At 43.7% G+C, this 14,017-nt stretch carries 4 protein-coding genes; 2 read left to right on the top strand and 2 right to left on the bottom strand.

Annotated features, from left to right (window positions below; all coding sequences use genetic code 11):
• Window positions 1–192: 192 nt before the first annotated feature.
• A complete protein-coding gene (locus LGZ98_RS01295; protein ID WP_229015636.1) occupies window positions 193–1,464 on the bottom strand; it encodes a phage tail protein in 1,272 nt (423 codons plus the stop codon).
• A 145-nt stretch (window positions 1,465–1,609) separates the two neighbouring features.
• Window positions 1,610–2,338, bottom strand: coding sequence for a gp53-like domain-containing protein (locus tag LGZ98_RS01290; protein ID WP_113043761.1), 729 nt, complete (start codon window positions 2,336–2,338; stop codon window positions 1,610–1,612).
• 853 nt (window positions 2,339–3,191) lie between these two features.
• Between LGZ98_RS01290 and LGZ98_RS01285 the strand changes: the two genes are divergently transcribed.
• Window positions 3,192–3,389 (top strand): hypothetical protein, encoded by a 198-nt coding sequence (locus LGZ98_RS01285; protein ID WP_146748126.1) that lies wholly within the window; start codon window positions 3,192–3,194, stop codon window positions 3,387–3,389.
• A gap of 25 nt (window positions 3,390–3,414) precedes the next feature.
• Window positions 3,415–14,001 carry an MARTX multifunctional-autoprocessing repeats-in-toxin holotoxin RtxA gene (gene rtxA, locus LGZ98_RS01280; protein WP_262977595.1) on the top strand — a complete coding sequence of 3,529 codons (10,587 nt, stop codon included), beginning with the start codon at window positions 3,415–3,417 and terminating at the stop codon, window positions 13,999–14,001.
• The last annotated feature ends 16 nt before the right edge of the window (window positions 14,002–14,017 follow it).

Here is a 14,017-nt window from a genome sequence, read left to right as displayed (position 1 = left end):
TGAACAGTAAGATTTTATTTTTAATCAAATGATTAATTATTTACGTATGGCTGATGATAATAAATTATTTTATCTTATCTTTTTTGGCAATTTATTTATGTTTGCCAGATAAATAGAGAGAAATATCTATTGTAAAATAGGAAGATAAATTATCTCCTAAAAAATAAAAGGGCTGCTATGCAGCCCATAATTCTAATCAGCAATATAAATTTCTGTAATATCAGGGCAATCCTCTTTGTTTACTATAGATAACCTCACTCCTCCGTCTGATGAGTGCACAACGAGCCATCCTTTTGATCCATATCCAGTGCCAACCAAAATATTATCGATCGGAGGCATTTGTAAAGGTAAAAATATACCTGGGCTACCAGTACGTAAATATATACATCTTCCTCGTATGTCCTGACTCAGTAATATGCTACTTCCACTATCTCCACTCCTTCCTATTTTTCGCCATCCCTGATTAGGGCCTTTCTTTTGATATCGCTCGTCGGATTCTGAACGTGAATATGCCCCCACATCTCTGGCTTCCAGATTGATGTCTTCAATCAGTGCTTTGCCGTTAATTTTCCTGTTATTAGGAACCGCATTTTTTGCCAATGTCACGGTTTCTGATAAGCCAAGTTCATTTACAGTAGGTTTGTTTTTGGTTGTATAAATGCTAGTCCAATCTTCTTCAAATCCATAATTATCACGAGCCGAGCGATAAGCAATACCCCCGTTTTTGTAATGCACTTTCAACTGAAAAGCCGGACAACTCCCAACTCCATTATAGAAATGCACAACATGATCACTAAATTTCGGCAGCAGTAAGTCATATGACCCTGAATCTGCATTCCACGGGACCTGGTTATCAACAGAGTATTTTCCTGTTAATCCGAGCCTAAATGCCCCTACATCGCCAGCCCCTAAACTGATATCTCCAGTCAGTGCCTTACCATTAATCTTCCTACTACTCGGCACAGCATTTTTCGCCAGATTGACGGTTTCCAATAAGTCGAGATTTTTCACAAACTCATTTTTATTGGGAATATCTGCCCCATTTTGGTTTTTGGCTAATCTATTGTTAGCATTATCATTGACATCAGAAACAAGCTTCTGAGTTGCAGCGAGTGAATGACTATTACCAACCACATCGGTAAGCTGAACAATACCTTTCTGTGTTAATGAGGCATCGGGAATCTTTGGCGCCATTTTCTGTTCCAACGCCTTATTTAATTGAGCGGTAAGTTTTTCTATATTTCCGTCATCCAGAACATCATTGCCAGATTGTGTCGCGATAAAATTAGCGACTACAGAGGTTATCGTGGATGATTGACGTAATGCCTTATTTAATATATTAGTGGTAATACCATCGGGCGCAAACCCAGTCTTCAAATTCTGACTTTCTTCATATTTTTCTTGGCTCGCTGCATTAGCATTGATACTAATAGAAAAAGCCTTAAAATCATTTTTTGGACTCATATTAAACTCCTTAAGTGATGTAATTTATAAATAATATGTTGAATTGTTGTGAAAATAATTCTCTGCTTAATGTGATAAGTATATGGATTTTATCATTTATAATTGCCAACCAATTGCAATGCAATAATCAAAATATTTCCTTAAATTAATATCCTACTGCTCTAAAATATGCTGTAACAACGGGAGTCCAATTAGTAGGACTCCTAAAGCATCGAAACTCACGTTGATTTTCTATGATTACTGAAAATATTCCTGCTGCGTTAGGGCTATGGCCATTATGAGTTAATGTGACATTAAAACATTTCTTTGGGAATGGTATTGGAAAGTTGTTTAAATATCCAGACGTGTAAGAGCCATAACCATCAATTTGAGCTATTCCCCACATTTCAATTAAACCTGAAGGTAATTTTTGCCAGCCATTCTGGATCAAGCTTGCGGTAAAAAGAGACATATCTGGAAGCTGATTAATTCTATTATTCAAATTATTATTGATATCGGAGACAAGTTTCTGTGTTGCAGCCAGTGTATTATTATTGCCAACCACATCTGTAAGTTGAACAACACCTTTCTGTATTAATGAGGCATTGGGAACTTGTGTTGCAAATTTTTGTTGTAACGCCTTATTTAATTGAATATTAAGTTTAGCGGTATCACCATCATCAAGAACATCTTCACCAGATTGTGTCGAAATGAAATTAGCGACTACAGAGGCTATTGTTGATGATTGGCGTAATGTTTTATTTAATAAGTGAGTAGGAACATTATCTGGTGGAAATCCAGAATATAAACTCAGACTTTCTTCATATCTTTCTTGACTCACTACATTGGCGTTGGCGCTAGTAGAAAACGCTTTAAAATCATTTTTAGGACTCATATGCTTTCCTTAAATTAAATAATATTGTTTTGTAATTAATAGCTTGGGTTATAGTACACATGATTTCTCGCGATTGATTTCAACTATAGAGTTTAGACCAAAAAAAGGTTGGTAAGATGCTATTATAGATTAAACGATTAATTGTTTGTGTATGACTGTTTGTATATGACTGATAGTGATAAATAGTTTAATCTCTTGTGATCTAAAATATACCAAGGCATTGGGTTCTGGGTCTTTGTTTTTATAACTGAATTATTAATTTGGAAAGGGAATACTATATTACTACAACTATTAATCTCGACGGTTTAATTAGAAGTTATATCATGATTATGAAAATTTCTTTATGAAAGGATGGGTGTTAGCTCTGGGCAGCAACTGAAAGATTCTTATATACATAAATAAGAAATTTTATTTATGATATATTTTTGTTTTTCTTTTGTTAATATTATGCTTTGAGGATTTATATGCGTTTTTATAAAAAAATCAGACTATTATTGTTAGATGATATTTTTGTAGATGAACTATTATTTTATTTTTCTTATTCATTTGACCATATTTATAGAGATATAAGCTCATTATATCCTTGGGGTTAATGCTTCTATTTTTCGATATGTTGGGTTGTCTTTGTGAATAAATTTATTCTTAAGGGAGGAATATGTTTAAAAAATTAGAACAAGTCATCTTTGATACCTGTGATAACAAAAGCATTTTATCTCTTTGGTTGCAAAAAGAACAGTTGGGTAAATTAAGATAGTGGCTGAAAACAGCAATCAGCCTGAATTAAAACAAATTATATAAAGCATGCTTAATTGATTGCTGTCATTGTGCTTTTTGCCGTCGGAAGGTCAGGGGTTTGTATCATCCACGGGAAATTAGATTTTCAAAACAACTGTTGTATCTGTCAGATGCAGTAGTTTTCCATACCCTATGGATTTCAAGTTGCATCGCGACGGCAAGGGAGCGAATCCCTGGGAGCATAGGTAACTATGTGACCGGGGTGAGTGCGTGCAGCCAACAAAGAGGCAGCTTGAAAGATAACGGGTATATTTAACCTAAACTTAATTAAGGGATTATTTATGGGGAAATCATCAAACCGTAGTGCGGAATTTTTCATTACTGGGAAATATTACGATGATGATGGTGGGAATAATATTGTTGCTATTGGATTGGGAGGGGAGATTTATGCCAAAAGAGGGAATGATAATATTACCGTTGGTGCGCTTGAGACAACAATCCATGCCACTTCTGGCGATAAGGCTGTAGAGGGTGCTGCCGGATATCTAAAAATAGTGGATATTGACAGTAATCTGAAGGTACATGGTGCTGCGGGTTACGCAAGTATTGATAAAAGCGGTAATGGCAATATTTCATTTGCTGGCGCGGCGGGTGGTGTTTCCATGGATCACCGAGGGAGCAGCGGTAATCTAAACTTTTCTGGGGCGGCCGCTTATAATAACCTCAGTCGTAAAGGTCAATCCGGTAATGTGGCATTTAAAGGTATCGGTGGTTATAACGGATTATGGCACGAAACTAATCAGGGGGATTTAAACTTTAATGCCGCAGGGGCGGGTAATAAAATTGACCGTACCTGGCATGACCGTTATGAAGGAAGCAAGGGAAATGTGATATTTGTTGGTGGAGGGGCAGCAAATAGCATCAGTTCGCGGGTGGAAAGCGGTAATATTAATTTCACTGGTGCTGGGGTTGATAACCACATTATTCGTAAAGGGAGAGAAGGCAATATTATCTTTCAGGGTGCTGGAGCATCAAATCGCATTGAACGTTTGCGAAATAGTAAAGATAAATATGAACAGACTCGCGGTAATATCGAATTTGAAGGTGCCGGTGGTTATAACAAAATTTATTCTGATATAGCTCATGGTAATATCCGTTTCTCCGGTGCCGGTGGTTACAATGAAATATCAAGAATGGGTGAGGATAGCGATTCGTATAATAAAGCTTTGGGATACGCTAGCGCGGAGAAAATTGTATTAATAACGGCGAAGATGGGAGCCCAGAAGCCTCAGCAAGTAACTGCTATTAAATCAACGATTGAACCCAATACTTATCTCTTTGCGTTTGCTGACGGAAAATATACTAAGATCAGCAAAGTTCAGCTAAAAAATGATCCTAAAACCGATAAATTGAGTTATTACGCCACTTCATGGCGTAAAAATGGTAATCAACTCGCAAATCTTGCTACGGAAAATATCTCTTTAGAGAATGGATATGATGATATAAGCAATGATGGTGATTATCGTCTTTTTAATTTAATCTTTGAACATCATCAACCCGTTACTATTCAGCATATTGTCGAAGAAGATTTGCGAGAAAATCAATGGGTGACTTATGCCGGCGGAACCACCGCTAAAGCAGAAGATATCAAGCTGATTGATGCAAAAATGCATGGGCGTTCAATCCATTCTAATGGTTCGGTATTGGATGTTTCGGCGGTGAAATCGAATCGTCGATCAAATGCTTATGTCTATGCCAAATATGTCGAGTCATATACCAAAGTGGTTGTGGTGGAATTGAAGAATGATGATAAAACCGGCGAGCTGAAATATTATGCCAGTGCCTGGTATAAAGCGGGCGACCATACCCGTGATTTAGCCAATGAAGATTTTTCACGCGCAAATGGTTATAGCTCGATGGAGGTGGGGGGATATTCACTCACTAACCTTAAATATCAAGTCGATACTGTACGTCGTGTCTCTGAGCATTTAGAACATATTGAAGAATATAGCCGTCAGGAATTGGTGAAATCATCTTCGGGTATCGGTGATAGCTCCGGTGACGTTAATTTTAGCGGTATGGGTGGCGGAAACCTCATTAAATCCAGTGTAATAAATGGCAATGTTAATTTTGAAGGTGATGGGATTGCTAACATCATTCTTCATAGTTCGAGATCGGGTAATACGCATTTTGAAGGCGCAGGTGCTGCCAATATCATCGAAAAAAGTGGCATAGATGGCAATCTGACATTCCGTGGTGCAGGCTTGGCGAATGTCCTTGTTCACCAAGGCCGGAGTGGGGAAATGGATGTTTACGCCGGCGGTGCGGCAAACGTTCTGGTGCGTGTCGGTGATGGACGGTATCTGGCTCATCTTTTGGCGATTGGTAATATCTCAATCCACCAAGGTAATGGCGACAGCCGGGTCATCATGTTGGGGGGGTATAACACCCATACCCAAATAGGTAATGGCAGCGCGAATTGGTTAGGTGCCGGCGGTTTTAATGTCATGACCCAAAAAGGTAAAGGGAGTATTTCCTCGCTACTTTTGGGGGGAGCTAATGTGTTGACCAAGCTTGGCGGAGATAATCTGGTTTCCGGCATGCTCGGGGGAGCCAACATTATCACGCATATTACGGGTGATAATGAAATATCAAACACCACAGCAATTGCGCTGGGCGGTGCCAATATCCTCACCAAAAAGGGAAGAGGTGATGCTGTTGCGCTGATGGGCGGTGGCGCAAATGTTCTGACTCACATTGGTCATGGAAGTACGACGGGGGTGATGTTGGGGGGTGCCAATATCCTGACCAAAGTAGGCAATGGTGATACTACCGGTATTATGCTTGGGATGGGTAATGTGCTGACGCATGTTGGCGATGATCAGACATTAGGGGTCATGGGAGCAGCAGGTAACATCTTTACTAAAGTGGGAGATGGAACCGCAATTGCGGCCATGATTGGGGTCGGCAATATCTTTACCCATGTTGGCAAGGGGGATGCATGGGCGTTGATGGGGGGGCTGGGTAATATCTTTACCAAAGTCGGGGATGGTAAAGCGCTGGCACTGATGGTAGCCGAAGGCAATGTGTTTACCCACGTTGGGGATGGGATGAGCGTTGCCCTGATGCTGGCGGAAGGTAATGTTGCAACCAAAGTGGGTAATGGGACGACCTTGGCAGCAATGATCGGTGAGGCCAATGTGATGACCCATGTCGGTAATGGCTCAACCTTTGCCGCGATGATCGGGCAGGGCAATATCCTGACGAAAGCGGGCAATGATTTGGCGCTCGGTTTGATGGTTGGTGAAGCTAATATCTATTCGCATGTAGGTGATGGCACCAGCATTGGCTTGTTTGCCGGTGAGTTGAACGTGATGACCAGAGTAGGTGACGGGACAACGCTGGCGGCAATGTTTGGCGAAGCGAATATCATGACCCATTATGGCGACGGTTTAACTGGCGTACTGGCACTGGGTAAAGCCAATATTGTCACCAAAATGGGTAAGGGTTTTATGGGAGTGGTGGCAGCGGCCGAGGCTAACGTTGTTACTCATATGGGAGCATCAACGACGGCTGCCATGCTATTAGGTAAAGGCAATATTCTGACGAAAGTGGGTAGTGGGACGACGGTCGGCCTGCTTATTTCCGATGTGGGTAACATCATGACCCACATTGGTGATGGCACAACCGTTGGTTTCGCTAAAGGTAAAGCCAATATCATAACAAAAGTGGGAGAAGGTACAGGGATTAACGCCGTTTGGGGTGAGGCTAATATCCTGACTCATGTTGGTGATGGCGACCGTTACAATTTCGCGAAAGGCAAAGCGAATATCATTACCAAAGTGGGCGGAATGCGAGAAGTCACGGTAGTTCAGGGCGATGCTAACATTATCACCCACGTTGGTAACGGTGATGATTACACGGGAGCCTGGGGCAAAGCTAATGTCATTACTAAGGTAGGCGATGGGAATAATGTGGTACTTGCTAAAGCCGATGCCAACATTGTGACTCAAGTCGGTAACGGTGACAGCTTTAATGCGTTGTGGAGTAAAGGCAATATCGTCACCAAAGTGGGTGATGGTATGCAGGTTACCGCGGCAAAGGGTAAAGCCAATATCACCACTACGGTGGGGAATGGTTTAAGCGTGACGGCGACGCATGGCGATTTTAATGTCAATACCAAAGTGGGTGACGGAGTTTCAGTCAACGCGGTGTGGGGTGAATATAACGTCAATACCAAAGTTGGAAATGGTCTCAATGTTGCGATCATGAAAGGCAAAGGTAATGCCAATATTCATATTGGTGATGGCTTGGGGATCAATGCCTCTTATGCCCGCAATAATGTGGCGATTAAGGTGGGTAATGGTGATTTCTACAGTCTTTCTATTGCAGAGAGCAACACACAAAGTCGTCATCTCTCTTCTCTGTTTGAGAACATTAAACAAACTGTGTTCAATGTAGAGGGTAGCCAGGCGATTAATTATCTGATTCGTGGTGATGAGGCAAATACTTCTGGCGTTAATAAAGGCAGAGGGGCGATTAATTTAACCGAAGTTTCCGCCATTGATGGCTTCCAGATGGATAAAATTGATGAAGTGAGTTCGGATCTGGCTAACAACTTGAGTGGCGCAATAACCCCGGTAGAAACGCCTGATACTCAGGTTATTCAGGATGCCTTGCAGATTGGAGATAATGTTGGTTCAGCTCAGGATCAGGCATCACCACACGCTGATGCGGTTGTCAGACATGCGAAGCAGGATAAAGCCGCGCAAAATGCGTTAAGCGATAAAGAAAAAGCGGAGATGAACCATCATCGTTTGGAACAAGAAAAAGATAAACAGCTTAAAACGATTTCAAAATCACAAGGCCAACTAGAATCAACCAATCAGGCAGCACTGAATACCAATGGTCAAGTACAGCGTGATGCAATAAGTGAAGAGTCTAGGGGAGTCACGGAAGAACTATTCTCCCTGACTCAAGGTATGGGCGAGCTTAATAACTATGGGAATTATGATGGCAAATCAGGTGATGAGTGGCGTAATCGGTTTGCTGGTGGATATCTGGATAATATCCAGAATAAATTAAATGATGCCAAACTGACTGCACAGAAAAAATTAGCTGATGCACAGCAGCACTTTATTGATAAACGAGAAACAGTAATAACAGCCATTGAGAAATCAGAAGTAGGTTTCACGAAAAGCGCTGAGAATCTAGATAGTGCAGACGACGATATTGCAGACGCTGAGAAAAAAGCAGAGCAGAGAAAAGAAGAGGCATTATTACAGAAACAACGAGCCGATAAAGCGGTGAGTGACGCCAATACCGCGTATGACAAAGCGAAACAGCGTGGTGAAAGTGATAGTACAGCGGCGGAAAATAAAACGACACAGGCGCGGAAGAATGCAAAAAGCGTGAAACAGGCTGATAATGCTAAACCGGATCGCTCTGGGGCAACGGGCAGCGGTTTGTCTGGGGAAGCTTATACACCGATTAAGGTGGAGAAATCGAAGAGTCATATCGATCCTGCATCAAAAGCTGAACCTGACGGTTGGATCAGTGAAGATCTGGCACTAACAGCAGAAGATTTGGCTGCTTTGAATAATGCGCAACAGGCAGTCAATCGGTTACAGCTTAATAAAGGGATTCGTTCAGGAAATACCAGTGCTTCGATCATGTCAATGTTTACCGAAACATCATCCGATGGCACGGTGAAATCAACCGTAAATGAATCCAGAGAATTAACCCGAAAAGCGCCGACGATTTCAGGTATTGATCTGCAAGGACTAGGGGGAAATAACCCTAGATCTCATTCTTCTGTACTTAAAAAATTAGAACTTATCTTACTGAAGAAGAAGGACAAACGGTTTATTGATTCGACTAAAAGACGCCTTGGTTCGATAAATACCGATTTGCCTAGTAAGGCGTTGGTGGCCGTGCGTGAGGCGTTTAACAGTACCGTCGAACGGCCCGATGAACAGCATGTATTGCAGCTTGAACAAGCACTGGCTCATTGGCAGCAGCATGATCCCAAGGAATTCGCTCAACGTAGTAAGCTGGTGAAAAGTTTACGTTTTGAGATGGGTGAGCTGGTTGCACACATTCAGGCCCAGAGAGCGGAGTCAGCCGGGATTTTGGGTATCACTGTGCCCCCTGAGCAGGTTGAGCAGTTTGGACAGCAGGTATCGTTCGATGGGCTTGGCCGTGTGGTGGGCCTGAAAGGCGATATTGCGCAAAGCGAAATTAATCGTCTCATTGATGTACAAATTAAGCCATTAACCCAGATTAACTCCGCTGCGGAGCGGGAAGCGCCTAAGACCGAAAGCGAAAGCCTTATCGTTTTCGTCAGCCGATTGCAACAGGAAGCGATTCCAGAAGGTAAGCCGCTGATTGAACGCGCCAGAGAACTTTGGCTTACCGGGCAAGTAACACATCAGAAAACCAAAGAATTATTTAAGGATGCTGTTGCCCAGTTGCAAGCACATCCTGAATTGCACACGCTGGCTCAACAGCTATTGACTGATGCCAACAAAGAGAAGGCCACTGGACAATATATTGATAACCTGTTTGGCCGCCATTTTGATTCTGAACTGGCTTATGAGCTGGTGAAAACAGCTTCACCGGAGGCGAAAAATACCGCTGAACGAACAGGTAACTTCTTGGTGGAAGATTTTGGGCGGTGGATAGGTGATATTTACCCTGAAGGCGAGAAACGTAACGAGGCAATTGATAAAAAGATGAAATCTTTTGCCGAGGCTATTGATAAGGATTTTCGCCCTTGGTTCAGCCGGGTGCCTGAGGTGACGACATTCTTGGACGATCCGACTTTTGCTAATTTCAAGACCATGATGACCCAGGTTGATGATGGTTTTTCTGTGATTAAAGTGCCATTTCTGGCAGTAAAAATGGCGACCACACCGGGAATGGGGATGGATGTTGCTGACTGGAAGAGAAAAGGGGATTCTTTCTATCTGAACGTGATCACCAAAGCTCGTTCAACCAGTACTGAACTGACTACCGGGACGAATGCGGAGGATGTTAAGTACAAAGTAAAAATTACGGAAAAGCAGACCAATGATTATGGCACGGCGTTGCCCTACCAACCTGCGAATAATAAACATGACGACTTTTTGTATGGCAGAAAGGTCGCGGCAGGTCGAATCTTGACCCCTGGACGGGAAACTGCATTTGAGAGTAATGCATTGGCACAAGGCCAGTCTGTGGTAACTGGCGCATCTGGTTCGACCAATATCATGGTTCACCTCAATGACTATATTGCCAGCAAGCAACCCAACTTCCCAACCGGGCAGAGCTATCTCAATACGCTGGCATTTTTGGTATTTGATGGGGGTCACTCTGTCAACGAAAGTCTGGTGGTTTATCAGGCACTACAAGCAACTGATGAGGGAAAACGTAAGCAGATACTGAACAGCTACACGGCTAATTATCAGGATCTGGCAGAGATTGCTGGGGAATCGGGTAAGGTGTGGGTCAATCAGGCGCTGGATAACGCGTTTAAAGAAACTCAAGAGTTTTATCAGAAGTATGCGGTGGTAAAACCACAAAGCCGCCCTGCGGTGGAAGAGTTAGAGGGATTATCTGGCAAAAATAAAGGGGTAGAGCCGACTATTATCGACGATAGTCACCTGAAAAAGCCCGTTGATGGTTGGCAAACGGTGGACGTGGTGCCACAGACTGATGGTCGTGAAACCCGCTTTGATGGTCAGATTATTCTTCAGATGGAAGATGAGCCGATAGCCGCCAGAGCCGCCGCTAATCTGGCGGGTAAACACCCAGATTCCAGCGTGGTTATTCAACTCGACGCCAGCGGTAAATATCGTGTGGTTTATGGTGATCTGTCTAAATTATCAAATAAATTACGTTGGCAGGTGGTCGGTCATGGTCGTGATACGTCAGAGCAAAATAACATTCGTCTGAGTGGTTACAGCGCTGATGAATTGGCGACGAAATTAAAGCAGTTTTATCAGGCGGCTAAGCTGGGCGAACAAGCCATCAGCAAACCCGATCATATCAGTCTGGTGGGTTGTTCACTGATGAGTGATGATAAACGGGATGGCTTTGCGCGTCGCTTTATTACTGAGTTGGATAAACAAGGTATTCGCAGTGATGTGTCAGCCCGTAGTAGCGAAGTCGCGGTTGACGCAACAGGCCGTAAATTTACCCGTGACGAAAATAACCAATGGGTTAACAACTCGCCTGATAACAAAATTGTATTGAGTTTGAATGCTGAGAATAAACTGATAACGCATACCGAACAGGTTCGTCGTGGTATTGCTGAAAGCGATATCGACTTCTCTAAAGTCGGGTACACGGAGGCTGATTTGGTTACTAAAGGGGAAATTGCAGATAACACAGAAATTTTCATGGAGCCGCAAAAGCGTGAAAAGGTTAACGCCAGCGATAACTCGCCTCATCAGCTCAGTTACGCCGGTAATATCCAGGTGGATGTCGGTGAAGGCGAGTTTACGGCGCTGAATTGGGGAACCTCGAACGTCGGTATTAAAGTGGGAACCGGTGGTTTTAAATCGCTGGCTTTCGGTGACAACAATGTGATGGTTCACATTGGTCATGGTGATAGCAAACATAGTTTTGATATAGGCGGCTATCAGGCGCTTGAAGGGGCGCAGATGTTTATCGGTAACCGTAATGTCAGTTTCAACCAGGGTCGCAGTAATGACCTGATTGTGATGATGGATAAATCCATCCCAACGCCGCCATTGGTCAATCCATTTGATGGTGCTGCCCGTATTGCTGACGTATTGAAAGGTATTGCCCGTTCCGGTGAAACGCAGGATTGGTTAGCGGCACAAGAGCAGCAGTGGACCATTGCCGGCGCGAAGAAGTTTGTGCGTGATATGTCTGGTTTAGACCAAACCAGTAGCGTGGATTACAAAACGCTGCTTGATTTGGACTCACAACATGAACGTAGCAGCCGTGGTTTGCAGAATGACGCCGAATCAGCCCTGAATAAGAAATTTAATCAGTGGTTAGGTGAAAATGGCAATAGCATTGAAATGGGCAAAATGAGTCGGGCAGATAAATTCCGTCGGGCTAATCAGACGCTGGCTTTCAACTTTGCTGTTGGCGGGCGGGGAGCGGATATTCAGGTTACGACCGGTAACTGGAACTTTACGTTCGGTGACAATATTCAGTCAATTTTGGATACCAACCTGGGGTCGCTGTTTGGTCTGATGACCCAGCAATACTCGGCAACGGGTATGGCAAAAACAACCTTTACTTACAACCCGCAGGACTTACCGCGTCAGCTTCAGAATAAGCTGCTTGGCCGATTATCGGAGGTGGGGGCGGATACCACTTTGGCGGATATTTTTGGTGTGGATTACACCGCGGATGGACGTATTGTTTCCCGCACGGGCAAGCCTGTTGATGGCGAGGCGATGCTAAAAGAGATGCTGGAAGTGATAAAGGAATTTGGCGGTGATCAACTGGCAGCCTTCACCAACCCGGAGAAATTGCTGGAGAGTTTGGCGGCCGGCATCAAAGCGGGAGAAGATGGGGTCAGGACATTTGCGGAAAGTCATGGTTTGAAAGAGAAAGCGCCGGATGAGAATCAGGAACAAGGCGCTGCGGTTAGCATCAACGGAAATAGCGCTCAAGCTAATAGCAACGCAGAACGTGCATTTGGCTTTAATTTGCCTAACCTGTTTGCAACGATGTTTAGCATAGATAAGCAAAAAGAGATGAAGTTGCTAGTGACTAACCTGAAAGAAAACCTGACAGCGGATCTGCTTAATATGAAGCAGAAAACCTTTGATTTCCTGCGTAATAGCGGTCATTTGCAAGGGGATGGCGATATCCATATCTCGTTGGGGAACTATAACTTCAACTGGGGCGGTGACGGTAAAGATCTTGGCGCTTATCTGGGTGATAACAACAACTTCTGGGGCGGTCGCGGTGATGATGTTTATTACTCACTAGGCACATCCAATATCTTTACGGGTGGTGAAGGCAATGATCTGGGCGTACTAATGGGGCGTGAGAACTGGATGTTTGGCGGAAATGGCGATGATACCGCCGTGGTAGCCGGACGGATTAACCATGTCTTTATGGGCGAAGGGAATGACCAGACGTTTGTCTTTGGCGAAGGCGGCCTGATTGATGTCGGTAATGGACAGGATTACGTCGTGACTTCCGGTAACTATAACCGGGTGGATACTGGGGCAGGTCAGGACTACGCGGTGACCATCGGCAATAACAACCGGGTTGATTTAGGTGAAGGTGATGACTTTGCCAGAGTGTTTGGTAATGACAACCGGGTCGACGGTTATTCCGGCAATGATACGATTAAGCTGATGGGCTACCATGCGGTGATTAATGGCGGAGAAGGTGATGATCACTTGATAGCCGCTGCGATTTCGAAGTTCAGCCAGTTTAACGGCGGTGATGGACAGGATTTGTTAGTGCTGGGCGGTTATCAGAACAGCTTCCAGGGTGGAGCCGGTGTCGATAGCTTTGTGGTCGGCGCAGAAGTGATTGATAACCGGGTTAACGATATCAACGCAGAAGATATGATCTTGTTTAATGGTGTTGACTGGAAAGACTTATGGTTCCAGCGCAGTGGATATGATTTGGTGCTGTCAGTGAACCGTCATACTCAGGCCGACACGGCTCAGGGGAAATTTGAATCGGTGGGTTCAGTCACCTTTAATGATTACTTTAATGGCAATCGCGCCAAATTGGTGGCTTTGATGAGTGATAAGGAGGCGTCAGGCGAACGTGAATTTACGGCACTGTCAGATAATGCCGTGGATTCATTGATTCAGGCAATGAGTAGTTTTTCCCCGACAGCGGGCGATAATGGTTTTATTGAAAGTCTGGACAGTAAGGCGAGCGTGGCTGTTGCCACGGCATGGACCGATGTCACTATTGGTAAGGGGAAATTTGCCTAATTAGTTCGCTGTAAAT

The organism is Photorhabdus kayaii (assembly GCF_025384895.1).
GTDB classification, from domain to species: Bacteria; Pseudomonadota; Gammaproteobacteria; order Enterobacterales; family Enterobacteriaceae; genus Photorhabdus; species Photorhabdus kayaii.
The sequence above is the reverse complement of the archived record's forward strand: the minus strand, read 5'-3'. Positions and strand labels throughout refer to the sequence as shown.